Here is a 25149-nt window from a genome sequence, read left to right on the forward strand (position 1 = left end):
AGCGTCTCGGGATCCGGACGGGGGGCGGAAATCCCCGTCCGGTGAGTGAGACTGGATCGCATTCAAGCTGGTAGAGGGAAACGAGGTCGGATGATGCGTACGCGTCCGCTGAAGGTGGCGCTGCTGGGCTGTGGAGTGGTCGGCTCAGAGGTGGCGCGCATCATGACGACGCACGCCGACGACCTCACGGCGCGCATCGGCGCGCCGGTCGAGCTCGCCGGTGTCGCCGTCCGCCGGCCCTCCAAGGTGCGCGAGGGCATCGACCCCGCCCTCGTCACCACCGACGCCACCGCCCTCGTCAAACGCGGCGACATCGATGTGGTCGTCGAGGTCATCGGTGGCATCGAGCCCGCTCGTACGCTCATCACCACCGCCTTCTCGCACGGCGCCTCCGTCGTCTCCGCCAACAAGGCGCTGCTCGCCCAGGACGGGGCCGCGCTGCACGCCGCCGCCGTCGAGCACGGCCGGGACCTCTACTACGAGGCCGCCGTCGCCGGGGCCATTCCGCTGATCCGCCCGCTGCGCGAGTCGCTGGCCGGTGACAAGGTCAACCGGGTGCTCGGCATCGTCAACGGCACGACCAACTTCATCCTCGACAAGATGGACTCGACCGGGGCCGGATACCAGGAGGCCCTGGACGAGGCCACCGCCCTCGGGTACGCGGAGGCCGATCCGACCGCCGACGTCGAGGGCTTCGACGCCGCCGCCAAGGCCGCCATCCTCGCCGGGATCGCCTTCCACACCCGGGTCCGGCTCGACGACGTGTACCGCGAGGGCATGACCGAGGTCACCGCCGCCGACTTCGCCTCGGCGAAGGAGATGGGCTGCACCATCAAGCTGCTCGCCATCTGCGAGCGCGCCGCCGACGGCGGGTCCGTCACCGCGCGTGTGCACCCGGCGATGATTCCGCTCGACCACCCGCTGGCCTCCGTGCGCGGCGCCTACAACGCCGTCTTCGTCGAGGCCGAGGCCGCCGGACAGCTCATGTTCTACGGGCCCGGCGCGGGCGGCGCGCCCACCGCGTCCGCCGTTCTCGGCGACCTGGTCGCGGTCTGCCGCAACAAGCTCGCCGAGTCCACCGGACCCGGTGAGTCCGCGTACACGCAGCTGCCCGTGAGCCCCATGGGCGAGGTCGTGACGCGCTACCACATCAGCCTGGACGTGGCCGACAAACCGGGTGTCCTCGCCCAGGTCGCCACCGTCTTCGCCGAGCACGGGGTCAGCATCGACACCGTGCGCCAGCAAGGTCGACAAGACGGGGTCGGTGAGGCCTCCCTCGTCGTCGTCACCCACCGCGCGGCCGACGCGGCCCTCACCGGGACCGTGGACGCCCTGCGCAAGCTCGACACCGTGCGGGGTGTCGCCAGCATCATGCGTGTTGAAGGGGAGTAAAGAGCAATGACCCACCAGTGGCGCGGAATCATCGAGGAGTACCGGGACCGGCTCCCCGTCTCCGCTACGACCCCGGTCGTCAGCCTCCGCGAGGGCGGTACGCCGCTCGTGCCCGCGCAGGTGCTCTCCGAGCGCACGGGCTGCGAGGTGCACCTCAAGGTCGAGGGTGCCAACCCCACCGGGTCCTTCAAGGACCGCGGTATGACCATGGCCATCACCCGGGCGAAGGAGGAGGGCGCGAAGGCGGTCATCTGCGCCTCCACCGGCAACACCTCCGCCTCGGCCGCCGCGTACGCGGTACGGGCGGGGATGGTGTGTGCCGTCCTGGTGCCGCAGGGCAAGATCGCGCTCGGCAAGATGGGCCAGGCGCTGGTGCACGGCGCGAAGATCCTCCAGGTGGACGGGAACTTCGACGACTGCCTCACGCTGGCGCGCAACCTCTCGGACAACTACCCGGTGGCGCTGGTCAATTCGGTCAACCCGGTCCGTATCGAGGGCCAGAAGACCGCCGCGTTCGAGATCGTGGACGCGCTCGGTGACGCGCCCGACATCCACGTCCTTCCCGTGGGCAACGCCGGCAACATCACGGCGTACTGGCGGGGGTACCGGGAGTACGCGGCGGACAAGGTGTCCACCCGCGCGCCCCGTATGTGGGGCTTCCAGGCCTCGGGTTCGGCGCCGATCGTGCGCGGTGAGGTGGTCAAGGACCCCTCCACGATCGCCACCGCGATTCGCATCGGCAACCCCGCGTCCTGGGAGTTCGCGGTGGCCGCGCGCGATGAATCGGGCGGTCTCATCGACGAGGTGACGGACCGTGAGATCCTGCGCGCCTACCGGCTGCTCGCCTCCCAGGAGGGTGTCTTCGTGGAGCCCGCGTCGGCCGCCTCGGTCGCCGGTCTGCTGAAGGCCGCCGAGCAGGGCCTGGTCGACCCGGGCCAGAAGATCGTGTGCACGGTGACCGGAAACGGTCTGAAGGACCCCGACTGGGCGGTCGCGGGTGCCCCGCAGCCGGTCACGGTTCCGGTGGACGCGGCTACTGCCGCACAGCGCCTGGGCCTGGTGTAATCGGGTCGTACGGGCCGCGCGCCGGGCGCTGTGCACGCGCCCGGGGCAGAAACCCGTACAACTGGCACGTAGGGGCACAGGGGGCTCGCGACACGCTTCGTGCGCCTCCTGTGCGCCCTATGTCGCCACAGAACCTTCCTTCGATAGGCTGTACCCAACCCGCCCCGCCGCATATGCCGCGGTGCAGTTGCCCACGTGGCCGTCGGGTCTTGGGTACCTCTTCGAAAACCTCGCAGCAGTCTCACAAGGAGAGTCATCAGAGCGATGGCCGGTCCCGCATTCCGCGCCGCCGCCGTACGGGTGCGCGTCCCCGCCACCAGTGCCAACCTCGGCCCGGGTTTCGACTCCCTCGGCCTGTCACTGGGGCTGTACGACGACGTGGTCGTCCGCGTCGCCGACTCCGGCCTGCACATCGACATCGCGGGCGAGGGCGCCGAGACGCTGCCCCGCGACGAGAGCCACCTTCTTGTACGTTCGCTGCGCACCGCGTTCGACCTGCTCGGCGGGCAGCCGCGGGGACTTGAGGTCGTCTGCGCCAACCGCATCCCGCACGGCCGGGGCCTGGGCTCCTCGTCGGCCGCCATCTGCGCCGGCATCGTCGCGGCGCGCGCGGTGACGATAGGCGGCGACGCGCGGCTCGACGACGCGGCGCTGCTCGAACTGGCCACCGAGATCGAGGGCCACCCCGACAACGTCGCCGCCTGTCTGCTCGGCGGATTCACGCTCTCCTGGATGGAGGGCGGAGCTGCGCGGGCCATCAGGATGGACCCGGCGGATTCCATCGTTCCGGTGGTCTTCGTACCGGGTAAGCCGGTCCTGACGGAGACCGCGAGGGGGCTGCTGCCGCGTACCGTCCCGCATGTGGACGCGGCGGCCAACGCCGGGCGTGCCGCACTGCTCGTGGAGGCGCTGACCAGGCGCCCCGAGCTGCTGCTCCCGGCCACCGAGGACCGGCTCCACCAGGAATACCGGGCACCGGCGATGCCCGAGAGTGTGGCGCTGGTCAACCGGCTGCGCGCGGACGGCGTCCCCGCAGTCATCTCCGGCGCGGGCCCCACGGTGCTCGCGCTGGTCGAGGACGGTGCGGCCGACAAGGTCGCACGGCTGGCAGGTGAGGGGTGGGCCGCGAACCGGCTCCGCCTCGACGCCCCGGGCGCGAGCGTCCTGCCGCTGGGCTCATAGGGCCAGGCGGAGGGGGCGCGCGGCTTGCCGGTGAACGAGAGGGGGAATGTTTGTTGGATCCGGTAGTGTTAACCTCAAGTCTGCATCGGTCGTCATTGTGGCGCGGTGCTTCGTGTCCCCTTCAGGGACCGCCATTCTTCCGGGAGCCTCCCAAACTGCCTGCGCAGCCTGCCTGAGCAGTTTCCGAGCACGCTCCGGAACCGGCACGACACCCCCCGCTTTTCCCAGGGGGCCGAGTAGGGGAACTCGGGCCGGACCCCACGCACGTTTATCTCTCCGCCGTACGCGGCGGACCACCGCCCCGGCACGGTCAGTGACCCCAGGTCACGGGCCATGTTCGGACAGCACAACCGGTCGCCGAGCCAGACAGGCCGACGTCCGCTCCAGGGAAGGACCCTTCGTGAGCGACACCACCGATCTGATGGGCGTGACAGCCGACACCTCTGTCGACAACGCCGCGCCCGCCGCAGGTGCTGCCTCTGGCACCACCTCACGGCGCCGCCGCTCCGGCACCGGCCTCGACGGCATGGTCCTGGCCGAGCTGCAGCAGGTCGCGTCCGGCCTCGGCATCAGGGGCACCGCGCGGATGCGCAAGAGCCAGCTGATCGAGGTCATCAAGGAGGCGCAGGCAGGAGGCTCCTCCGCTCCGGCCAAGAGCGCCGACGCGGGCGAGACCAAGCCGAAGCGCCGCGCCACCTCCAAGGCCCGTACGGGTGACGAGGCCGCCGAGAAGCCTGCCGCCCAGCAGCAGATCGAGATCCCCGGCCAGCCGTCGGCCAAGGCCTCCGACCAGGGCGACGACCAGCCCGTCGGCGAGCGCCGCCGCCGTCGCGCGACCGCCGCCGCCGGCTCCCCGGAGTCGTCGACCGCCGTGGCCGAGCCGCAGGCGAAGGCCGACGTCAAGGCCGAGCCGAAGACCGACGCGCAGCCCGAGGCCAAGGCCGCGGACGCCGTGGACACCGCCGAGGGCCGGCGCGAGCGCCGGGACCGCGGCGAGCGCGGTGGCGAGCGCGGCGAGCGCCAGGGCCGCCAGCGCGGCGACCGTGGCGAGCGGGGCGAGCGCGAGCGCGGTGACCGTGGCGAGCGCGGTGGCCGTGGCAAGGGCGACGACCAGCAGGGCCAGGGCGGCCAGCGCCAGCAGCGCCAGGGCGGCCAGCAGGGCCAGCAGAACAACGGTCCGCAGGACGACGGTTACGACGACGAGGGCCGTCGCGGCCGCCGTGGCCGTTACCGGGACCGTCGCGGCCGCCGTGGTGGCCGTGAGGAGTTCGGCGCCGAGCCGCAGGTCAACGACGACGACGTGCTGATCCCCGTCGCGGGCATCCTGGACATCCTCGACAACTACGCGTTCATCCGGACCTCCGGCTACCTGCCGGGCCCGAACGACGTGTACGTCTCGCTCGCCCAGGTCCGCAAGAACGGCCTGCGCAAGGGTGACCACGTCACCGGCGCGGTCCGCCAGCCCAAGGACGGCGAGCGCCGCGAGAAGTTCAACGCGCTGGTGCGTCTGGACTCCGCGAACGGCATGGCGGCCGACTCCGGCCGCGGCCGCCCGGAGTTCAACAAGCTCACCCCGCTCTACCCGCAGGACCGGCTCCGTCTGGAGACCGACCCGGGCGTGCTGACCACGCGGATCATCGACCTCGTGTCGCCGATCGGCAAGGGCCAGCGCGGTCTGATCGTGGCCCCGCCGAAGACCGGCAAGACCATGATCATGCAGGCGATCGCCAACGCGATCACGCACAACAACCCCGAGTGCCACCTGATGGTCGTCCTGGTCGACGAGCGTCCGGAAGAGGTCACCGACATGCAGCGGTCGGTCAAGGGCGAGGTCATCTCCTCGACCTTCGACCGCCCGGCCGAGGACCACACCACGGTCGCGGAGCTCGCCATCGAGCGCGCCAAGCGCCTCGTGGAGCTCGGCCACGACGTGGTCGTGCTGCTCGACTCGATCACCCGCCTGGGCCGTGCGTACAACCTGGCGGCCCCGGCCTCCGGCCGCATCCTGTCCGGTGGTGTCGACTCGACCGCGCTCTACCCGCCGAAGCGCTTCTTCGGTGCCGCGCGCAACATCGAGGACGGCGGCTCGCTGACCATCCTCGCCACCGCGCTCGTGGAGACCGGCTCGCGCATGGACGAGGTGATCTTCGAGGAGTTCAAGGGCACCGGCAACATGGAGCTCAAGCTCGACCGCAAGCTCGCCGACAAGCGCATCTTCCCGGCGGTGGACGTGGACGCGTCCGGCACCCGTAAGGAAGAGATCCTGCTCGGCAGCGACGAGCTGGCCGTCGTCTGGAAGCTGCGCCGGGTGCTGCACGCGCTCGACCAGCAGCAGGCGATCGAGCTCCTGCTCGACAAGATGAAGCAGACGAAGTCGAACGCGGAGTTCCTGCTCCAGATCCAGAAGACGACTCCGGGCAACGGCAACGACTGACCTCGTCGCCGCGGCTGAGCCGGCTGCGTCGAAACGCCCCCGTCACCTCGGTGCCGGGGGCGTTTCGCGCGTAACGGACCCATCATGGGCTCATGAGGCAATGCGAGAGCTTCACCACAGGCTCCGGTCGCTCTTAGGGCCTTCTTAGAACCCTGTGCAACCCTTCTTGGTGCTTCTCCGTCTGACAAGTGTCGACAAACCGTGCCTGACAGACAGGGCGGGGGGTACCAGGAGCTGCGAGGACTGAGGAGAACATGGCCGACCAGAGTGAGAGCGGCAGCGCCCATATATCCGGCGGTGGCCGCGGCAGGCGCCACAAGCGCCCCCCGCGCCGCCGTGCGCTGAAGATCGCCGCGTGGTCCGCGGCGGGCGTCGTCATGGTCGGCGGCGTCGGCCTCGGCTACGTCTACTTCAAGCTGAACGGCAACATCAAGGGCGTCGACATCAACGCCCAGCTCGGCACCGACCGCCCGCAGAACGTCGACAACGGATCCATGGACATCCTGGTCCTGGGCTCCGACTCCCGGGCGGGGGCCAACAAGGAGTACGGGCAGGACGACGGGGGAGCCCGCTCCGACACCGCGATGATCGTGCACGTGTACGAGGGCCACAAGACGGCCAGCGTCGTCTCGGTCCCGCGCGACACCCTGATCACCCGCCCCTCCTGCACCACCCCGGACGGCAAGACCGACCCCGGTGGCAAGCGCCAGATGTTCAACACGGCGTACGAGGTCGGCGGGCCCGCCTGTGCGGTCAAGACGGTCGAGCAGATGTCCGGGGTCCGCATGGACCACTACATCGAGGTCGACTTCACCGGCTTCAAGAAGCTCATCGACGAGCTCGGCGGGGTGCCCGTCACCACCCAGAAGCCGATCAAGGACAACAAGAGCCACCTGGATCTGCCGGCCGGCAAGCACACCCTGAACGGCGAGCAGGCGCTCGGCCTGGTCCGCACCCGGCACGGCGTCGGCGACGGCTCCGACCTCGGCCGCATCCAGCTCCAGCAGGCGTTCATCAAGGCGCTGATCGAGCGGGTCAAGGGCATCGGTGTCTTCCACAGCCCCACCAAGCTCTACGGGCTCGCCAACGCCGCCACCAAGGCCATCACCACCGACTCCGACCTCAGCTCCATCAACGCGCTGATCGGCTTCGGCAACGGCCTCAAGGGCCTCGGCTCCGACAACGTCAAGATGATCACGCTGCCGGTCATGTACGACCCGGCCGACCCCAACCGCGTCCTGCCCCAGCAGGCCCAGGCCGAGCAGGTCTGGGACGCGCTGCGCAAGGACCAGCCGATCCCGGCCTCCGCGACGAAGGACTCCGCGGGTGACAAGGGTGACGCCGGAACTGTGGTCAAAACGGGCTGACCAGCACTTTCTCCGCTGCGGGGACGCCGTGGAATAGATCGGGGCCGACCCCGGTTTTGGGAGATACGGCCAGTCCTGGCAGACTGGTACGTCGGCCCCGGTTCACGTGCGCGCATCCCCGCGCGGACGACCCGGAGCCCTCCCGGAACTAGGAGACACCCTTGAAGCGCGACATCCACCCCGAGTACGTCGAGACGCAGGTCAGCTGCACCTGTGGCGCGTCGTTCACCACCCGTAGCACCCTCGCCGAGGGCACCATCCGTGCCGAGGTCTGCTCCGAGTGCCACCCGTTCTACACGGGCAAGCAGAAGATCCTCGACACCGGTGGCCGTGTGGCCCGCTTCGAGGCCCGCTTCGGCAAGGCTGCCGGCTCCGCCAAGTAGCGAGCCACTGCGCCGGTCTTCGGCTGCCCCCGCGCGGGGTGGCCGGGACCGGCGCTTTGCCGTCTGTCGCAGCCACTATTTTCACTGAACCAGGAGCCCCCGATGTTCGAGGCGGTCGAGGAACTGATCGGCGAGCACGCCGATCTGGAGAAGAAGCTCGCCGACCCGTCGGTCCACGCGGATCAGGCGAACGCGCGCAAGCTCAACAAGCGCTACGCCGAGCTGACGCCGATCGTCGCCACGTACCGCTCCTGGAAGCAGACCGGCGAGGACATCGAGACGGCCAAGGAGCTCGCGGCTGACGACCCCGACTTCGCGGCCGAGGTCAAGGAGCTGGACAAGCAGCGCGACGAGCTGACCGAGAAGCTGCGCCTTCTCCTGGTCCCGCGCGACCCCAGCGACGACAAGGACGTGCTCCTGGAGATCAAGGCGGGCGCGGGCGGCGACGAGTCGGCCCTGTTCGCCGGCGACCTGCTGCGGATGTACCTGCGGTACGCCGAGCGGGTCGGCTGGAAGACCGAGATCATCGACGCCACCGAGTCCGAGCTGGGCGGCTACAAGGACGTCCAGGTCGCCGTGAAGACCAAGGGCGGCAACGGCGCCACCGAGCCCGGCCAGGGCGTCTGGGCGCGGCTGAAGTACGAGGGCGGGGTGCACCGCGTGCAGCGCGTGCCCGCAACCGAGTCGCAGGGCCGCATCCACACCTCCGCCGCCGGTGTGCTGGTCACGCCCGAGGCCGAGGAGGTCGACGTCGAGATCAACATGAACGATCTGCGCATCGACGTCTACCGCTCGTCGGGCCCCGGCGGCCAGTCCGTCAACACGACCGACTCCGCCGTCCGCATCACGCACCTGCCCACCGGTGTCGTGGCGTCCTGCCAGAACGAGAAGAGCCAGCTCCAGAACAAGGAGCAGGCCATGCGCATCCTGCGCTCGCGCCTTCTCGCCGCCGCCCAGGAGGCCGCCGAGCAGGAGGCCGCCGACGCCCGGCGCAGCCAGGTGCGTACCGTGGACCGCTCCGAGAAGATCCGCACGTACAACTTCCCCGAGAACCGCATCTCGGACCACCGCGTCGGCTTCAAGGCGTACAACTTGGACCAGGTGCTCGACGGCGATCTGGACGCGATGATCCAGGCGTGCGTCGACGCCGACTCCGCCGCCAAGCTCGCCGCGGCGAGCTGACACCCGTAAGACACCCCGTACTTCCCCGGGCTCGTTGAGCAAGGGGAGGCCCATTGCAGCCCGGAGGACCAGCGTGCCGCAACATTCTGGGGGGCGAACCCCAGGCCCCCGCAGTGTGCTGCTCGCGGAGGTGGCGCAGGCCACCCAGCGGCTGGCCGACGCCGGCGTGCCCTCACCGCGGTTCGACGCGGAAGAGCTCGCCGCGCACATCCACGGGGTGAAGCGGGGCGAGCTGCACCTCGTCAAGGACACCGACTTCGACGCCCGTTACTGGGAGGCCATCGCCCGGCGCGAGGCGCGCGAGCCGCTCCAGCACATCACCGGCCGCGCGTTCTTCCGCTATCTGGAGCTCCAGGTCGGCCCCGGCGTCTTCGTGCCGCGCCCCGAGACCGAGTCGGTCGTCGGCTGGGCCATAGACGCCGTGCGGGCCATGGACGTGGTCGAGCCGCTGATCGTCGACCTGTGCACCGGCTCCGGCGCGATCGCGCTCGCCATGGCCCAGGAGGTGCCCCGCTCGCGGGTGCACGCGGTGGAGCTGTCCGAGGACGCGCTCGACTGGACCCGCAAGAACGTCGAGGGCTCGCGGGTCGTGCTGCACCAGGGCGACGCGCTGAGCGCGCTGCCCGAGCTCGACGGCCAGGTCGACCTGGTCATCTCCAACCCGCCGTACATCCCGCTCACCGAGTGGGAGTACGTCGCCCCCGAGGCCCGGGACCACGACCCCGAACTCGCCCTGTTCTCCGGCGAGGACGGCCTCGACACCATCCGCGGCATCGAGCGCACCGCCCACCGGCTGCTGCGCCCCGGCGGCCTGGTCGTCATCGAGCACGCCGACACCCAGGGCGGCCAGGTGCCGTGGATCTTCAACGAGGAGGCCGGCTGGGCGGACGCGGCCGACCACCCCGACCTGAACAACCGCCCGCGCTTCGCCACGGCCCGCAAGGCCCTGCCGTGACCGTCCTGACCCTTTCCTGCTTCGAGACCGCGTACGTGTACGAGGAGGCCCGTTAAATGGCTCGGCGATACGACTGCAACGACGCGACCGACCGCACGACCGGTCTGCGAGAGGCCGCCTCCGCAGTGCGCCGCGGTGAACTCGTCGTCCTGCCGACGGACACCGTCTACGGCATCGGCGCGGACGCGTTCAGCTCCGAGGCCGTCGCTTCCCTGCTGGACGCCAAGGGCCGCGGCCGCAACATGCCCACCCCGGTGCTGATCGGGTCCCCGAACACGCTGCACGGCCTCGTCACGGACTTCTCCGAGCAGGCGTGGGAGCTGGTGGACGCGTTCTGGCCGGGCGCCCTCACGCTGGTCGCCCGCCACCAGCCGTCGCTCCAGTGGGACCTCGGCGACACCCGGGGCACGGTCGCGATCCGGATGCCGCTGCACCCGGTCGCCATCGAGCTGCTGACCGAGGTCGGCCCGATGGCCGTGTCCTCCGCCAACCTCACCGGGCACCCCTCTCCCGAGGACTGCGACGCCGCGCAGGAGATGCTGGGCGACTCCGTCTCGGTCTACCTGGACGGCGGCCCGACCCCGGGCATCGTCCCGTCGTCGATCGTGGACGTCACGGGCAAGGTCCCGGTGCTGCTGCGCGCGGGCGCGCTCGACGCCGACGAGCTGCGCAAGGTGGTACCCGACCTTGAGGTGGCGAATTGACAGCCCCTGAGACGGGGCGTGGCATAGGCACCGGGTTCACCGGCACCACTTTCCGCATCCTCCACGTCAGCACCGGCAACGTGTGCCGCTCGCCCATCACCGAGCGGCTGACGCGGCATGCCCTCTGCGACCGCCTCGGCGACCCGTACACGGGGGGCCTGATCGTGGAGTCCGCGGGCACCTGGGGCCACGAGGGCGCCCCGATGGAGGCCAACGCGGCGGCCGTCCTCGCGGACTTCGGCGCGGACGCGACCGGCTTCACCGGACGCGAGCTCCTGGACGAGCACGTCATCACCGCGGACCTGGTCCTCACCGCCACCCGCGACCACCGCGCCCAGGTCATCTCGATGGGCCACTCGGCGGGGCTGCGCACCTTCACGCTCAAGGAGTTCACCCGGCTGGTGCGCGCCATAGACCCGGCGACGCTGCCCGACCCGGACGAGGGCATGGTCGAGCGCGCCCGCGCCCTGGTGCGCGCGGCCGCCGCCCTGCGCGGCTGGCTGCTGGCCCCGAGCGCCGAGGCGGACGAGGTCAACGACCCGTACGGCGCCCCGATCACGTTCTTCCGCTCGATCGGCGACGAGATCAACACGGCGCTGGAGCCGGTGGTCACCGCCCTGACGGGCGTACCGGCGCCGCACTGAGGCGGGCGGGGCCCCGGTCGGCGGACGGAGTCCGACGCAGCGGCTCGATGCCGGTGAGGCCCCTGGGGCCGAGCCTCGCGAGAGGCGCGTGGAGAAGGGTGCTCGACACGGCGCTCACGGGTGTGCCCGCGCCGTACTGAGGCGGGCGGGGCCCTGTGCCCCGCTGACGGGCCGACGGCCCCGCGCCGACCCTGGCGCACCGGTACCGCGCCGAAAGGCGCGCAGGCGGCGCCAGGCGGGTTGTGGGGGCCTTGTGGGCGCCCGGCGCGCGCAGGGGTGACGTGAATCCGCCGGGCGCGGGGGCACGCGGCGGCCTACATTGGATCTGACGCCTCACCCGCCCCCTGCCAGGCCCGGAGACCCCGATGACGGTCACCACCGCAGCCGTATCCGCCGCCCACGGGCAAGTCCCCGCCAAGGCCCCGGAGGGGGCGCTCGACGCCCTGCGGCGCCAGGACCCCGAGATCGCCGAGGTGCTGCTCGCGGAGGAGGCGCGCCAAGGCGCCTCCCTCCAGCTCATCGCCGCCGAGAACTTCACCTCGCCCGCCGTCCTCGCCGCTCTCGGCTCCCGGCTCAGCAACAAGTACGCCGAGGGCTATCCCGGCGCCCGCCACCACGGCGGCTGCGAGGTCGTGGACGTGGCCGAGCGGATCGCGGTGGACCGGGCCAAGGCGCTCTTCGGGTCCGAGCACGCCAATGTACAGCCGCACAGCGGCAGTTCGGCCGTCCTCGCGGCCTACGCGGCGCTCCTGCGGCCGGGCGACACCGTGCTCGCGATGGGGCTCCCGTACGGCGGACACCTCACCCACGGCTCGCCCGCCAACTTCTCCGGGCGGTGGTTCGACTTCGTGGGGTACGGCGTCGACCCGGAGACCGGGATCATCGACTACGCCGAGGTCGCCGAACTGGCCGAGCGGCACCGCCCGAAGGCGATCGTCTGCGGCTCGATCTGCTACCCGCGCCACATCGACTACGCGGCCTTCCGCGAGGTCGCCGACGCCGTCGGGGCGTACCTGATCGCGGACGCCGCGCACCCCATGGGCCTGGTGGCCGGGGGAGCGGCCCCCAGCCCCGTCCCGTACGCGGACGTGGTCTGCGCCACCACCCACAAGGTGCTGCGCGGCCCGCGCGGCGGCATGCTGCTGTGCGGCGAGCGACTGGCGGCCCGGATCGACCGGGCGGTCTTCCCGTTCACCCAGGGCGGCGCCCAGATGCACACGATCGCGGCGAAGGCGGTCGCGTTCGGCGAGGCGGCGACGCCCGCGTTCACGGGGTACGCCCATCAGGTGGTCGCCAACGCGCGCGTGCTCGCCGCCGGGCTCGCCGCCGAGGGGTTCTCGCTGGTCACCGGCGGTACCGACACCCACCTGGTGCTCGCCGACCCGGCACCGCTCGGCGCCGACGGCCGCGGCGCCCGGGGTCGGCTCGCGGGCGCCGGGATCGTGCTCGACACCTGCGCCCTGCCGTACGACGACGCCCGCGGCATCCGGCTCGGCACGGCCGCCGTGACCACCCAGGGGATGGGCGAGGCGGAGATGGCGAGGATCGCCGTGCTGTTCTCGGCGGCGCTGCGCGAGGAGCCAGACATTCGCGCCGAAGTGCGCGAACTGGCCGGAAGATTCCCTCCTTACGCACACTAGACGGGGTTGGCTGCAACCATCTCGTGTACCCGCATGTCCTCAACCATGTGGTCGCGAAGCTAGTGTGTGGGGCTGAGATGGCCAGCGATACCTCTGGGGCAGCCCGTGCGTGAATACCTGCTGACGTTGTGCGTCACGGCCGCGGTGACCTACCTGCTGACCGGGCCGGTGCGGAAGTTCGCCATCGCGACCGGTGCGATGCCGGAGATCCGTGCCCGCGACGTGCACCGGGAGCCGACACCGCGGCTCGGCGGTATCGCCATGTTCGGCGGTCTGTGCGCGGGTCTGCTCGTCGCCGACCACCTCGACAGCCTCAACGGCGTCTTCGAGCGGTCCAACGAGCCGCGCGCGCTGCTCTCCGGCGCCGCCCTGATCTGGATCATCGGCGTCCTCGACGACAAGTTCGAGATCGACGCGCTGATCAAGCTCGGCGGCCAGATGATCGCCGCGGGCGTGATGGTCGTGCAGGGTCTCACGATCCTGTGGCTGCCGATCCCCGGCATCGGCACGGTCTCGCTGACCTCCTGGCAGTCGACCCTGCTCACGGTCGCCCTGGTGGTCATCACCATCAACGCGGTGAACTTCGTGGACGGCCTCGACGGCCTCGCCGCCGGCACGGTCTGCATCGCCGCCGCGGCGTTCTTCATCTACGCGTACCGGATCTGGTTCGGTTACGGCATCGAGGCCGCGGCCCCGGCCACCCTGTTCGCGGCCATCCTGATGGGCATGTGCCTGGGCTTCCTGCCGCACAACATGCACCCCGCGCGGATCTTCATGGGCGACTCGGGGTCGATGCTGATCGGCCTGGTGCTCGCGGCGGGCGCGATCTCGATCACCGGACAGGTCGACCCGGACTCGATGAACCTGTTCGTCGGCGGCGAGCGCGCGGCCACGCACGCGATGCTGCCGGTCTTCATCCCGCTGCTGCTGCCGCTGACGATCATCGCGCTGCCGATGACCGACCTGGTGCTCGCGATCGTGCGCCGCACCTGGAAGGGCCAGTCGCCGTTCGCGGCCGACCGCGGGCATCTGCACCACCGCCTCCTGGAGATCGGCCACTCGCACAGCCGGGCCGTGCTGATCATGTACTTCTGGTCGGCGCTGCTGTCCTTCGGCGCGGTGGCGTACTCGGTGCACTCGGCGTCGATGTGGATCGTGTTCCTGATCGTCGCGCTCAGCGCGGTCGGTCTGGTGCTGCTCCTGCTGCCGCGCTTCACGCCGCGAGCCCCGAGGTGGGCCGAGGCGTTCGTCCCGCCGCGCTACCGGCGCCGTACGCGGCTCGCCGCCGCCTCGGCCGGGGCCGCTGGTGCGGATGAGTGGGACGGGACGGAAGAGGAGCGCACACCGGTCGGCGCGGGTGTTTCCGGCGTCAACGGAGCGACCGCGGTCGGCCCCCGTTCGCGCTTCCCCGACCGGCGGAAGACGAGTGCGTCACGCTGACGAATTGCCGCACGGGGTCCCAATACCAGACAAGTCGCCGCCCGTTTTGCACATGCGCGCACGTTCACTCTCATGTGTGACGGGCAGCACACCACCATGGTAAAGACCTCATCAAATAGTTTGTGATACGGTTCACGAGACCCGGCAACAGAGCCGAAGGACCGTAGTGCGACGGCCCATTGGCCCGAGGGATCACCTCGGCCGGGGCCTACGCTCGTCCATGACGACACCCTGCCCCCACCAGTAAGCGGAGCTGCCGCCATGCCGTCCAACGACGCCCGCACTCTCCTTCAGACCGCCGTACCCACCGCTGCCGCCGGCGCGCTCGCCGTCGTGATCAGCGCCGTGGTCGCGGGCGGCAAGGGAGCCATCGGCGCCGCCATCGCGACGGTCGTGGTCATCGCTTTCATGGGGATCGGGCTCATCGTCCTGCAGCGAACGGCGCGAAACCTGCCGCATCTGTTCCAGGGCATGGGACTGATGCTGTACACGGCTCAGCTGTTGCTGCTCTTCATCTTCGTCGCGGTCTTCAAGAACACGACGCTGTTCAACCCCAAGGCATTCGCCGCCACGCTCGTCGCGCTGACCCTCGTCTGGATCGGCATGCAGGCGCGTGCGCACATGAAGGCCAAGATCCTTTACGTGGAGCCGGATTCGGAGGGTCACAAGCCCGAGAAATCCGGGTCTTCGTCGTGAAGGGTAGGGGCGGGATAAATGCGAGTTCGAGACCCTGCTATCGTCCGGTGCCAACTGCGGCACTGCGGACGCGGGCATCTGAGCTGACGCCTGCTCGATCGCGAGGCTCGATGCCCGACCGCCGCCCCATCATCCGTAACACCAGTCCAGTGCCGAACCGCGGCTGCGCGCCGCGCCGACACAACGAGGTTGCCGTACCTATGCGCCACGCTGAAGGAGCCCGCGGTGAGTGCTGACCCGACGCAGCTCGCTTTCGACACGAGTTGCCACCTGTTCCAGGACTGCGGTGGCTTCGAGGGTCCGGGCCTGCACTCGTTCCTGTTCAAGCCTCTCTGGGGCAACGCGGACGGCAACGGCGCCTATTTCAACAAGCCGATGCTGCTCGCCCTGCTGGGCTCGATCATCATCGTCGGGTTCTTCTGGGCCGCCTTCCGCAAGCCGAAGGTCGTCCCCGGCAAGCTCCAGATGGTCGCCGAGGCGGGCTACGACTTCGTACGCCGCGGCATCGTCTACGAGACGATCGGCAAGAAGGAGGGCGAGAAGTGGGTCCCCCTCATGGTCTCGCTGTTCTTCTTCGTCTGGATGATGAACCTGTGGTCGATCGTTCCGGTCGCGCAGTTCCCGGTGACGTCGATCATCGCGTACCCGGCGGTTCTCGCGGGGATCGTCTACATCGTCTGGATGAGCCTGACGTTCAAGCGCCACGGCTTCGTCGGCGGCTTCAAGAACCTCACGGGCTACGACAAGTCGCTCGGCGCGGTCCTGCCGATGGTCATGGTCATCGAGTTCTTCTCGAACGTCCTGGTGCGTCCGTTCACCCACGCGGTGCGACTGTTCGCGAACATGTTCGCCGGTCACACCCTGCTGCTGCTCTTCACGATCGCCAGCTGGTACATGCTCAACGGCATCGGCATCGCCTACTCGGGTGTGTCGTTCGTGATGGTCATCGTGATGACCGGCTTCGAGCTCTTCATCCAGGCCGTCCAGGCGTACGTGTTCGTGCTTCTGGCCTGCAGCTTCATCCAGGGCGCCGTCGCCGAGCACCACTGACCGCCCGCCCACTCAAAACCCCCAGTCGTCCGGTGGCCAACCCCCACCGGTCCGTGAAAGAGAAGGAAGAACTGGCATGTCCCAGATCCTCGCTGCTGCTTCCGATGGCGTCACCGGCTCCCTCAGCTCCGTCGGTTACGGCCTTGCCGCGATCGGCCCCGGCGTCGGCGTCGGCATCATCTTCGGTAACGGCACCCAGGCCATGGCCCGTCAGCCCGAGGCGGCCGGCCTGATCCGCGCCAACCAGATCCTCGGTTTCGCGTTCTGTGAGGCGCTGGCCCTCATCGGCCTCGTCATGCCGTTCGTCTACTAAGACGAACGACGACTAGACCGATCCGACGAAAGGCACTGATGTGAACCTCACCATGGTTCAGCTGGCGGCCGAGGGCAAGGAAAACCCCCTCGTTCCGCCGTGGCCTGAGCTCGTCATCGGCCTGATCGCCTTCGTCATCGTCTTCGGCTTCCTCGCCAAGAAGCTCCTCCCGAACATCAACAAGGTTCTGGACGAGCGGCGCGAGGCCATCGAGGGCGGTATCGAGAAGGCCGAGGCCGCGCAGACCGAGGCTCAGAGCGTGCTGGAGCAGTACAAGGCCCAGCTCGCCGAGGCCCGCCACGAGGCTGCCCGCCTGCGCCAGGAGGCGACCGAGCAGGGCACCGCGCTCATCCAGGAGATGAGGGCGGAAGGCCAGCGGCAGCGTGAGGAGATCATCGCTGCCGGTCACGCCCAGATCGAGGCGGACCGCAAGGCCGCCGCGCACGCGCTCCGTCAGGACGTGGGCAAGCTCGCCACCGACCTGGCCGGCAAGCTCGTCGGCGAGTCCCTTGAGGACCACGCCCGGCAGAGCCGCACCATCGACCGCTTCCTTGAGGGTCTTGAGGACAGCGCGGCGAAGGCCGAGGCCACGCGATGAACGGAGCGAGCCGCGAGGCACTGGCTGCCGCACGCGAGCGACTCGACGCGCTGATGGACAACACGTCCGTCGACGCGGCGACGCTCGCCGGTGAGCTGGCCGCCGTCACCGCGCTGCTCGACCGCGAGGTGTCGCTGCGTCGGGTCCTGACCGACCCGGCGCAGGCCGGCGAGGCCAAGGCTGAGCTGGCCGGACGCATCCTCCGCGGCCAGGTCGGCGGCGAGAGCGCCGACCTGGTGAGCGGCATGGTCCGCTCCCGCTGGTCGCGTTCGCGCGATCTGGTGGACGCGCTGGAGGAGCTGGCGAACACCGCCGACCTCACCGCGGCGCAGAAGTCCGGCGCGCTGGACGACGTCGAGGACGAGCTGTTCCGGTTCGGCCGGATCGTCACCTCGAACTCCGAGCTGCGGTCCGCCCTGACCAACCGCGCCGCCGCGCCGTCCGCCAAGGGCGAGCTGCTGCGCAGCCTGCTGGGCGGCAAGGCGAACCCGGCCACCGAGCGGATCGTCACGCGGCTGGTCACCCAGCCCCGTGGACGTAGCCTGGAAGCGGGCCTCGAAGCCCTGTCCAAGCTCGCCGCGGCGCGCCGGGACCGCATGGTCGCGGTCGTCACCTCGGCGGTGCCGCTGACCGACGCCCAGAAGCAGCGCCTCGGCGCCGCCCTGGCGAAGGTGTACGGCCGCCAGATGCACCTGAACCTGGACGTGGACCCGACGGTCCTCGGCGGGATCTCGGTGCGGGTCGGTGACGAGCTCATCGACGGGACCGTCGCGGAGCGTCTCGACGAGGCGAGCCGGCGGCTGGCCGGCTGACCTGCTCCGGCAGCGTCACCAACTCAACAAAGCATCACCAGCGGCCCGGTTGGGCCGTGCAGAGATTGCAGAAGATTCCTGGGGGTCGGCCCCCAGACCCCCAAAGAAACTTCGGGCCCAACAAGGAGAGCAGGGAACCCAGATGGCGGAGCTCACGATCCGGCCGGAGGAGATCCGGGACGCGCTGGAGACTTTTGTCCAGTCGTACCAGCCGGACGCGGCCTCGCGCGAGGAGGTCGGTACGGTCAGCGTTGCCGGCGACGGCATTGCCAAGGTCGAGGGCCTTCCCTCGGCGATGGCCAACGAGCTGCTGAAGTTCGAGGACGGCACCCTCGGTCTCGCCCTCAACCTTGAGGAGCGCGAGATCGGTGCGATCGTCCTCGGCGAGTTCAGCGGCATCGAAGAGGGCCAGCCGGTCACCCGTACCGGCGAGGTCCTGTCCGTCGCCGTCGGCGAGGGCTACCTGGGTCGCGTCGTCGACCCGCTCGGCAACCCGATCGACGGCCTCGGCGAGATCGAGACCGAAGGCCGCCGCGCCCTTGAGCTGCAGGCCCCGGGCGTCATGGTCCGCAAGTCGGTGCACGAGCCGATGCAGACCGGCTACAAGGCCGTCGACGCGATGGTGCCGGTCGGCCGCGGCCAGCGTCAGCTGATCATCGGCGACCGTCAGACCGGCAAGACCGCGCTGGCCGTCGACACGATCATCAACCAGCGCGACAACTGGCGCACGGGCGACCCGAAGAAGCAGGTCCGCTGCATCTACGTCGCCATCGGTCAGAAGGGCTCCACCATCGCCTCGGTGCGCGGTGCCCTGGAAGAGGCCGGCGCGCTGGAGTACACGACCATCGTCGCCGCCCCGGCGTCCGACCCGGCCGGCTTCAAGTACCTTGCGCCGTACACCGGTTCGGCCATCGGTCAGCACTGGATGTACCAGGGCAAGCACGTCCTGATCATCTTCGACGACCTGTCGAAGCAGGCCGACGCCTACCGCGCCGTGTCGCTGCTGCTGCGCCGTCCGCCGGGCCGCGAGGCCTACCCGGGCGACGTCTTCTACCTGCACTCGCGTCTGCTGGAGCGCTGCGCCAAGCTCTCCGACGAGATGGGTGCCGGTTCGATGACCGGTCTGCCGATCGTCGAGACCAAGGCGAACGACGTGTCGGCGTTCATCCCGACCAACGTCATCTCCATCACCGACGGCCAGTGCTTCCTGGAGTCGGACCTCTTCAACGCCGGTCAGCGCCCCGCGCTGAACGTCGGTATCTCCGTCTCCCGAGTCGGTGGTTCCGCGCAGCACAAGGCGATGAAGCAGGTTTCCGGCCGACTCCGCGTGGACCTCGCCCAGTACCGCGAGCTGGAGGCGTTCGCCGCCTTCGGTTCCGACCTGGACGCGGCCTCCAAGGCGTCGCTGGAGCGCGGTAAGCGCATGGTCGAGCTGCTGAAGCAGGGCCAGTACCAGCCGATGCCGGTCGAGGAGCAGGTCGTCTCCGTCTGGGCCGGTACCACCGGCAAGATGGACGACGTCCCGGTCAACGACATCCGTCGCTTCGAGGCCGAGCTGCTGGAGTACCTGCGCCGCGAGCGTAAGGAGCTCCTCACCTCGATCGCCGAGGGCGGCAAGATGTCGGACGACACGCTGCAGTCGATCGCCGACGCCATCGCTGCCTTCAAGCGCCAGTTCGAGACCTCGGACGGCAAGCTCCTGGGCGACGACGCGCCGGTCTCCACCAGCAAGTGACGACGGAAGGGACCTGACTCATGGGAGCGCAGCTCCGGGTCTACAAGCGTCGCATCCGTGCCGTCACAGCGACCAAGAAGATCACCAAGGCGATGGAGATGATCGCCGCCTCGCGCATCGTCAAGGCGCAGCGCAAGGTGGCGGCATCGATGCCGTACGCGACCGAGCTCACCCGCGCGGTGACCGCGGTGGCGAACGGTTCGACCACCAAGCACCCGCTCACCACCGAGGCCGAGTCCCCGGTCCGGGCCGCGGTCCTGCTCATCACGAGCGACCGCGGTCTGGCCGGCGGCTACTCCTCCAACGCCATCAAGGCGGCGGAGCAGCTGACCGCGCGTCTGCGCGGTGAGGGCAAGGAGGTCGACACGTACGTCGTCGGCCGCAAGGGTGTCGCCTACTACGGGTTCCGTGAGCGCAAGATCGCGGACTCGTGGACCGGCTTCACCGACAGCCCGGCCTACGCCGACGCCAAGCGCGTCGCGGCGCCGCTGATCGAGGCCGTCCAGACGGACACGGCCGAGGGCGGCGTCGACGAGCTGCACATCGTCTTCACGGAGTTCGTGTCGATGATGACGCAGAACGCGGTGGACAGCCGGATGCTGCCGCTCAGCCTCGACCAGGCTCAGGACGAGGAGGGCAGCAAGAAGGGCGAGATCCTTCCGCTGTTCGACTTCGAGCCGTCGGCGGAGGACGTTCTCGACGCCCTGCTGCCGCGCTACGTCGAGAGCCGTGTCTACAACGCGCTGCTGCAGTCGGCCGCTTCCGAGCACGCCGCCCGCCGCCGCGCGATGAAGTCGGCGACCGACAATGCCGGGGATCTCATCAAGAGCCTCTCCCGGCTTGCCAACGCGGCCCGCCAGGCCGAAATCACCCAGGAAATCAGCGAGATCGTCGGTGGCGCGAGCGCCATGGCCGACGCGACCGCGGGGAGTGACAAGTAATGACGACGACAGTTGAGACGGCCGTTGCCACGGGCCGCGTCGCCCGGGTCATCGGCCCGGTCGTCGACGTGGAGTTCCCCGTCGACGCGATGCCGGAGATCTACAACGCGCTGCACGTCCAGGTGGCCGACCCGGCCGAGGACGGCAAGCTCAAGACGCTGACCCTGGAAGTCGCCCAGCACCTGGGCGACGGCCTGGTCCGCACCATTTCGATGCAGCCGACCGACGGTCTGGTCCGCCAGGCCCCGGTCGTCGACACCGGCGACGGCATCAAGGTGCCGGTCGGCGATGTCACCAAGGGCAAGGTGTTCAACACCCTTGGCGAGATCCTGAACAAGCCCGAGGCCGAGTCCGAGGTCACCGAGCGCTGGGCGATCCACCGCAAGGCCCCGAACTTCGACCAGCTTGAGTCGAAGACCGAGATGTTCGAGACCGGCGTCAAGGTCATCGACCTTCTCACCCCGTACGTCAAGGGTGGAAAGATCGGTCTGTTCGGTGGTGCCGGTGTCGGCAAGACCGTTCTGATCCAGGAAATGATCTACCGCGTCGCCAACAACCACGACGGTGTGTCGGTGTTCGCGGGTGTCGGTGAGCGTACCCGTGAGGGCAACGACCTCATCGAGGAGATGACGGACTCCGGCGTCATCGACAAGACCGCGCTTGTCTTCGGCCAGATGGACGAGCCCCCGGGCACGCGTCTTCGGGTCGCCCTGGCCGGTCTGACGATGGCGGAGTACTTCCGTGACGTCCAGAAGCAGGACGTCCTCTTCTTCATCGACAACATCTTCCGGTACACCCAGGCGGGTTCCGAGGTGTCGACCCTGCTCGGCCGTATGCCCTCCGCGGTGGGCTACCAGCCGAACCTGGCCGACGAGATGGGTCTCCTCCAGGAGCGCATCACCTCGACCCGTGGTCACTCGATCACCTCGATGCAGGCGATCTACGTCCCCGCGGACGACCTGACCGACCCGGCCCCGGCCACCACGTTCGCCCACCTCGACGCGACGACGGTTCTCTCCCGTCCGATCTCCGAGAAGGGCATCTACCCGGCCGTGGACCCGCTGGACTCCACGTCCCGCATCCTGGACCCCCGCTACATCGCGGCGGACCACTACGCGGCCGCCATGCGTGTCAAGGGGATCCTGCAGAAGTACAAGGACCTCCAGGACATCATCGCGATCCTCGGTATCGACGAGCTGGGCGAGGAGGACAAGCTCGTTGTCCACCGTGCCCGTCGCGTCGAGCGCTTCCTGTCCCAGAACACCCACGTCGCCAAGCAGTTCACCGGCGTGGACGGTTCGGACGTGCCGCTCGACGAGTCGATCGCCGCGTTCAACGCGATCTGCGACGGTGAGTACGACCACTTCCCCGAGCAGGCGTTCTTCATGTGCGGTGGCATCGAGGACCTGAAGGCCAACGCCAAGGAGCTGGGCGTCTCCTGAATCGCCTGACTCGTAAGAGTCGCGTTTCGGCGGAGAGGGGCGGGCCGGTCCCGCCCCTCTCCTTCCGCCTACTAGACTTTGACCCAACACCCGGCAGTAACCGCCGGGTGGTGACCCGAGGAGCCCACCTTGGCTGCTGAGCTGCACGTCGAGCTCGTCGCCGCGGACCGCAGTGTCTGGTCCGGCGAGGCCACCCTGGTCGTCGCGCGCACCACGTCCGGCGACATCGGCGTCATGCCCGGTCACCAGCCGCTCCTCGGAGTGCTGGAGTCCGGCCCGGTGACCATCCGTACGAGCGAGGGCAGCACCGTCGTCGCCGCTGTGCACGGCGGGTTCATCTCGTTCGCGGACAACAAGCTCTCGCTGCTCGCGGAGATCGCGGAGCTCGCGGACGAGATCGACGTCCAGCGTGCCGAGCGCGCGCTGGAGAGCGCCAAGTCGGCCGAGGACGCCGTCGCCGAGCGGCGCGCCGAGGTCCGGCTGCGTACGGTGTCGGTGCGCTGACGCCCCGACGAACAGTTTTGCCCTCAGCCGCGGTCACGGGTCTGGAATTTTCCGGACCCGGCCGCGGCTGAGGCGATGCAGGCACATGAGACCGGGGCGATCCCCCGGCCCCGAATGGAGCGAGGAGGTCGGTGTAGATGACCCTCGTTCTGCTTGTGGGCGGAGTGGTCGTCGCGCTGGTACTGGTGGGACTCTTCGTCTTCGGTCTGCGCCGACGCCTGATCCAGCGTTCCGGCGGGACCTTCGACTGCAGTCTCCGCTGGAACGTACCGGAGGGCGGTGACCCCGGCGGCAAGGGCTGGGTGTACGGGGTGGCCCGCTACAGCGGTGACCGCATCGAGTGGTTCCGCGTCTTCTCGTACGCGCCCCGGCCGCGGCGGCTCCTTGAGCGGTCCGCGATCGAGGTCGTGGCGCGGCGGCAGCCGGCGGGCGAGGAGGAGCTGGCGCTCCTGTCCGACGCGATCGTGCTCGGCTGTACGCACCGTGGTGTGCGGCTCGAACTCGCGATGAGCGAGGACGCGCTGACGGGTTTCCTGGCATGGCTGGAGGCGGCGCCGCCGGGGCAACGGGTGAACGTGGCGTAGTTTTCCCCACCCCGCCCCTTCCCGAAAGCCCTCCGGCGGGCGGCCGGGTTCTTCGTCTGCGGGCCGGTGGGGGCTGGTCGCGCAGTTCCCCGCGCCCCTAGGAGGGCCCGAAGGGCCCATCACCGGGGGAGGGGGACGGGCCCTCGCCCCGGTGCTGGAATCGGGGGCTACCTCAGCCCGGAATCGATCGCCGACATCAGCTCGCCGCCAGGCGTGTCGCCGCTGAATTCCCAGAAGAACGCGCCCTTCAGGCCCTGGGCCTTCACGTACGCCATCTTGCCCGCGATCGTCGACGGGGTGTCATAGCTCCACCAGTTCGACCCGCAGTGCGCGTACGCCGTGCCCGCGATCGTCCCGGTCACCGGGCACGCGGACTTGAGGACCTTGTAGTCCTCGATGCCCTGCTCGTACGTCCCGGGCGCGGGGCCGGTCGCGGTGCCGCCGGGGGCGTCCTGGGTGACGCCGGTCCAGCCGCGGCCGTAGAACCCGATCCCGAGGTTGAGCTTGTTCGCCGGGATGCCCTTCACCTTGTACTTCTGGATCGCCGCGTCGGTGTTGAAGCCCGCGATCGGGATGCCGTCGTACGAGGTGAGCGGCGAGTGCGGGGCCGTCGGCCCCTTCGCGTCCCACGCACCGAAGAAGTCGTACGTCATCACGTTGTACCAGTCGACGTACTGTGCCGCACCGGCGTAGTCCGCCTGGTCCATCTTGCCGTTGGCCGAGCCGTCGGCGGTGACGGCCGCCGTCACCAGCGCGCCGCCGCCGAACTTGGCGCGCAGCGCCGCCAGCAGGTTCTTCAGGGACGCCTGGCCGCTGGTGTCACAGGAGAGCCCGCACGCGTTCGGGTACTCCCAGTCGATGTCGATGCCGTCGAAGACGTCGGCCCAGCGCGGGTCCTTGACCAGGGAGTAGCAGGAGTCGGCGAACGCGGCCGGGTTCGCCGCCGCCGCGCCGAAGCCGCCCGACCAGGTCCAGCCGCCGAACGACCAGAGCACCTTGAGGTTCGGGTACTTCTTCTTCAGCTCGCGCAACTGGTTGATGTTGCCCGCGACCGGCTGGTCCCAGGTGTCGGCGGTGCCGTCGACGCTGGAGGAGGCGTCGTACGTCTTCTGGTAGTCGGCGTACGCGTCACCGATGGCGCACTGGCCACCCGTGACGTTGCCGAACGCGTAGTTGATGTGCGTCAGCTTCGCCGCCGAGCCCGAGGTGACGACGTTCTTCACCTGGTAGTTGCGCTGGTAGATGCCCCAGTCGGTGAAGTAGCCGAGCTTGACCGTGGAGCCGGGACCGGGGTTCTGACCGCCGCCCGTGGTGGTGACGGTGAGCGTGCCGGAGGAGGGGCCGGTCTGGTCGGCGCTGTCGCGCGCGGTCACGCTGTACGAGTACGTCGTCCCGGCGGTGAGGCCCGAGTCGGCGTACGTCGTGCCCGGCACCGTCGCGATCCTCGTCGAGCCCCGGTACACGTCGTAGTTCTTGACGCCCTTGTCGTCGGTGGCCGCGCTCCACGACAGGGTCAGCGAGGTGTCGGTGACGTTGCTCGCGGTCGGGGTGCCGGGCGCGGAGGGCGGGTTGTCGCCGGGCGGGGTCGAACTCCCGTCGCAGGAGCCGCCGTTGAGCTTGCAGCCGGAGGGGGCGCCGGGGCCCGCGCCGTTGAAGCCGAAGGTGACGCTCGCGCCGGGGGCGAGCGTGCCGTTGTACGACTTGTTCTTGGCGGTCCAGTGGTTGGTGTCGTGGGTGACGTCCGCGTCCCAGAACGAGGTGACGGACGTACCGGAGGGGTAGTCCCACTCCACGGTCCAGGAGGTGAGTGTCGTGGTGCCGGTGTTCTTGACGGTCCACTGGGCGCCGAAACCGGAGCCCCAGTCCTGGGTCTTGGTGTAGGTGGCGGTGGCCGAGGCGGCTGCCTCGGCGGGGGACGCGGCGGCCAGGCCGACGAGCGCGGCCAGGGGGAGTGCCAGCGCGGTCAGGGCCGCGGTCGCTCTCGATCTCAAGCGGGTGCGCAGGCGTGGTGCAGTGCTCAAGGGAGACTCCCTGAGTGAGGTCCGACGGGTGTGGGGGTGGGACCCTGCTCCGTCCGGTGAGCACA

The 25149-nt window shown here is 69.7% G+C and carries 23 protein-coding genes; 22 read left to right on the top strand and 1 reads right to left on the bottom strand.

Annotated features, from left to right (window positions below):
- Window positions 1-93 precede the first annotated feature (93 nt).
- The 22 genes from ACGFRG_RS16490 (at window position 94) to ACGFRG_RS16595 (ending at window position 23063) form a co-directional block, all read left to right on the top strand.
- Entirely contained in the window at window positions 94-1392 is a 1299-nt protein-coding gene (locus ACGFRG_RS16490; protein WP_361430487.1) for a homoserine dehydrogenase, read from the top strand.
- A 6-nt stretch (window positions 1393-1398) separates the two neighbouring features.
- Window positions 1399-2457, top strand: coding sequence for a threonine synthase (thrC, locus tag ACGFRG_RS16495; RefSeq protein WP_361430435.1), 1059 nt, complete (start codon window positions 1399-1401; stop codon window positions 2455-2457).
- 264 nt (window positions 2458-2721) lie between these two features.
- Window positions 2722-3639 carry a homoserine kinase gene (gene thrB, locus ACGFRG_RS16500; RefSeq protein ID WP_361430436.1) on the top strand — a complete coding sequence of 306 codons (918 nt, stop codon included), beginning with the start codon at window positions 2722-2724 and terminating at the stop codon, window positions 3637-3639.
- A gap of 400 nt (window positions 3640-4039) precedes the next feature.
- On the top strand, window positions 4040-6073 hold the full coding sequence (rho, locus tag ACGFRG_RS16505; protein WP_393264506.1) for a transcription termination factor Rho: 2034 nt from the start codon (window positions 4040-4042) through the stop codon (window positions 6071-6073).
- 254 nt (window positions 6074-6327) lie between these two features.
- A complete protein-coding gene (locus ACGFRG_RS16510; protein ID WP_361430439.1) occupies window positions 6328-7440 on the top strand; it encodes an LCP family protein in 1113 nt (370 codons plus the stop codon).
- Window positions 7441-7601: 161 nt separating this feature from the next.
- On the top strand, window positions 7602-7823 hold the full coding sequence (gene rpmE / locus ACGFRG_RS16515) for a 50S ribosomal protein L31 (protein ID WP_188275749.1): 222 nt from the start codon (window positions 7602-7604) through the stop codon (window positions 7821-7823).
- Window positions 7824-7925: 102 nt separating this feature from the next.
- Complete coding sequence (prfA, locus tag ACGFRG_RS16520) at window positions 7926-9005, top strand: peptide chain release factor 1 (RefSeq protein WP_361430440.1); 1080 nt, start codon at window positions 7926-7928, stop codon at window positions 9003-9005.
- A 73-nt stretch (window positions 9006-9078) separates the two neighbouring features.
- Window positions 9079-9960, top strand: coding sequence for a peptide chain release factor N(5)-glutamine methyltransferase (gene prmC / locus ACGFRG_RS16525; RefSeq protein WP_361430441.1), 882 nt, complete (start codon window positions 9079-9081; stop codon window positions 9958-9960).
- Between the two features lie 56 nt (window positions 9961-10016).
- Complete coding sequence (locus ACGFRG_RS16530) at window positions 10017-10664, top strand: L-threonylcarbamoyladenylate synthase (RefSeq protein WP_361430442.1); 648 nt, start codon at window positions 10017-10019, stop codon at window positions 10662-10664.
- Window positions 10661-11308: a protein-tyrosine-phosphatase gene (locus tag ACGFRG_RS16535; RefSeq protein WP_393264510.1), complete on the top strand. Its 648-nt coding sequence runs from the start codon at window positions 10661-10663 to the stop codon at window positions 11306-11308. The genes ACGFRG_RS16530 and ACGFRG_RS16535 overlap by 4 nt, the downstream gene beginning before the upstream one ends.
- 365 nt (window positions 11309-11673) lie before the next feature.
- A complete protein-coding gene (gene glyA, locus ACGFRG_RS16540) occupies window positions 11674-12948 on the top strand; it encodes a serine hydroxymethyltransferase (protein ID WP_393264512.1) in 1275 nt (424 codons plus the stop codon).
- Window positions 12949-13041: 93 nt separating this feature from the next.
- Window positions 13042-14388 (top strand): MraY family glycosyltransferase, encoded by a 1347-nt coding sequence (locus tag ACGFRG_RS16545; RefSeq protein WP_361430489.1) that lies wholly within the window; start codon window positions 13042-13044, stop codon window positions 14386-14388.
- A gap of 261 nt (window positions 14389-14649) precedes the next feature.
- Entirely contained in the window at window positions 14650-15084 is a 435-nt protein-coding gene (locus ACGFRG_RS16550; RefSeq protein ID WP_361430445.1) for a hypothetical protein, read from the top strand.
- A 225-nt stretch (window positions 15085-15309) separates the two neighbouring features.
- Window positions 15310-16134, top strand: a complete 825-nt coding sequence (gene atpB, locus ACGFRG_RS16555; RefSeq protein WP_361430446.1) for a F0F1 ATP synthase subunit A — start codon at window positions 15310-15312, stop codon at window positions 16132-16134.
- A 76-nt stretch (window positions 16135-16210) separates the two neighbouring features.
- The gene (atpE, locus tag ACGFRG_RS16560; protein WP_188275742.1) at window positions 16211-16447 is read left to right on the top strand and encodes an ATP synthase F0 subunit C; all 237 of its coding nucleotides are present in this window, start codon (window positions 16211-16213) and stop codon (window positions 16445-16447) included.
- A 52-nt stretch (window positions 16448-16499) separates the two neighbouring features.
- Complete coding sequence (locus tag ACGFRG_RS16565) at window positions 16500-17045, top strand: F0F1 ATP synthase subunit B (protein ID WP_188275741.1); 546 nt, start codon at window positions 16500-16502, stop codon at window positions 17043-17045.
- On the top strand, window positions 17042-17857 hold the full coding sequence (locus ACGFRG_RS16570) for a F0F1 ATP synthase subunit delta (RefSeq protein WP_361430447.1): 816 nt from the start codon (window positions 17042-17044) through the stop codon (window positions 17855-17857). The genes ACGFRG_RS16565 and ACGFRG_RS16570 overlap by 4 nt, the downstream gene beginning before the upstream one ends.
- 142 nt (window positions 17858-17999) lie before the next feature.
- On the top strand, window positions 18000-19592 hold the full coding sequence (gene atpA, locus ACGFRG_RS16575) for a F0F1 ATP synthase subunit alpha (RefSeq protein WP_361430449.1): 1593 nt from the start codon (window positions 18000-18002) through the stop codon (window positions 19590-19592).
- Window positions 19593-19612: 20 nt separating this feature from the next.
- Window positions 19613-20533, top strand: coding sequence for a F0F1 ATP synthase subunit gamma (locus ACGFRG_RS16580; protein WP_361430451.1), 921 nt, complete (start codon window positions 19613-19615; stop codon window positions 20531-20533).
- Window positions 20533-21975, top strand: a complete 1443-nt coding sequence (gene atpD / locus ACGFRG_RS16585; RefSeq protein WP_361430452.1) for a F0F1 ATP synthase subunit beta — start codon at window positions 20533-20535, stop codon at window positions 21973-21975. Before ACGFRG_RS16580 ends, atpD begins: the two co-directional genes overlap by 1 nt.
- 129 nt (window positions 21976-22104) lie before the next feature.
- The gene (locus tag ACGFRG_RS16590; RefSeq protein WP_361430454.1) at window positions 22105-22479 is read left to right on the top strand and encodes a F0F1 ATP synthase subunit epsilon; all 375 of its coding nucleotides are present in this window, start codon (window positions 22105-22107) and stop codon (window positions 22477-22479) included.
- A gap of 137 nt (window positions 22480-22616) precedes the next feature.
- The gene (locus ACGFRG_RS16595) at window positions 22617-23063 is read left to right on the top strand and encodes a DUF2550 domain-containing protein (RefSeq protein ID WP_361430455.1); all 447 of its coding nucleotides are present in this window, start codon (window positions 22617-22619) and stop codon (window positions 23061-23063) included.
- A 167-nt stretch (window positions 23064-23230) separates the two neighbouring features.
- Here ACGFRG_RS16595 and ACGFRG_RS16600 read toward each other — a convergent pair whose 3' ends face one another.
- Window positions 23231-25084 (bottom strand): glycoside hydrolase family 18 chitinase, encoded by a 1854-nt coding sequence (locus tag ACGFRG_RS16600; RefSeq protein WP_361430456.1) that lies wholly within the window; start codon window positions 25082-25084, stop codon window positions 23231-23233.
- Window positions 25085-25149: the final 65 nt, after the last annotated feature.

It is taken from the genome of Streptomyces sp. NPDC048696 (assembly GCF_043198895.1).
Taxonomy (GTDB): Bacteria; Actinomycetota; Actinomycetes; order Streptomycetales; family Streptomycetaceae; genus Streptomyces.

Excerpts from the sequence above, each read along its gene's own strand:
- ACGFRG_RS16510 (WP_361430439.1), top strand. The coding sequence starts at position 6,328 with ATGGCCGACCAGAGTGAGAGCGGCAGCGCCCATATATCCGGCGGTGGC.
- ACGFRG_RS16595 (WP_361430455.1), top strand. The coding sequence starts at position 22,617 with ATGACCCTCGTTCTGCTTGTGGGCGGAGTGGTCGTCGCGCTGGTACTG.
- ACGFRG_RS16565 (WP_188275741.1), top strand. The coding sequence starts at position 16,500 with ATGGTTCAGCTGGCGGCCGAGGGCAAGGAAAACCCCCTCGTTCCGCCG.
- ACGFRG_RS16580 (WP_361430451.1), top strand. The coding sequence starts at position 19,613 with ATGGGAGCGCAGCTCCGGGTCTACAAGCGTCGCATCCGTGCCGTCACA.
- thrC (WP_361430435.1), top strand. The coding sequence starts at position 1,399 with ATGACCCACCAGTGGCGCGGAATCATCGAGGAGTACCGGGACCGGCTC.
- thrB (WP_361430436.1), top strand. The coding sequence starts at position 2,722 with ATGGCCGGTCCCGCATTCCGCGCCGCCGCCGTACGGGTGCGCGTCCCC.
- ACGFRG_RS16490 (WP_361430487.1), top strand. The coding sequence starts at position 94 with ATGCGTACGCGTCCGCTGAAGGTGGCGCTGCTGGGCTGTGGAGTGGTC.
- glyA (WP_393264512.1), top strand. The coding sequence starts at position 11,674 with ATGACGGTCACCACCGCAGCCGTATCCGCCGCCCACGGGCAAGTCCCC.
- atpD (WP_361430452.1), top strand. The coding sequence starts at position 20,533 with ATGACGACGACAGTTGAGACGGCCGTTGCCACGGGCCGCGTCGCCCGG.
- ACGFRG_RS16530 (WP_361430442.1), top strand. The coding sequence starts at position 10,017 with ATGGCTCGGCGATACGACTGCAACGACGCGACCGACCGCACGACCGGT.
- atpE (WP_188275742.1), top strand. The coding sequence starts at position 16,211 with ATGTCCCAGATCCTCGCTGCTGCTTCCGATGGCGTCACCGGCTCCCTC.
- atpA (WP_361430449.1), top strand. The coding sequence starts at position 18,000 with ATGGCGGAGCTCACGATCCGGCCGGAGGAGATCCGGGACGCGCTGGAG.
- ACGFRG_RS16550 (WP_361430445.1), top strand. The coding sequence starts at position 14,650 with ATGCCGTCCAACGACGCCCGCACTCTCCTTCAGACCGCCGTACCCACC.
- prfA (WP_361430440.1), top strand. The coding sequence starts at position 7,926 with ATGTTCGAGGCGGTCGAGGAACTGATCGGCGAGCACGCCGATCTGGAG.
- ACGFRG_RS16570 (WP_361430447.1), top strand. The coding sequence starts at position 17,042 with ATGAACGGAGCGAGCCGCGAGGCACTGGCTGCCGCACGCGAGCGACTC.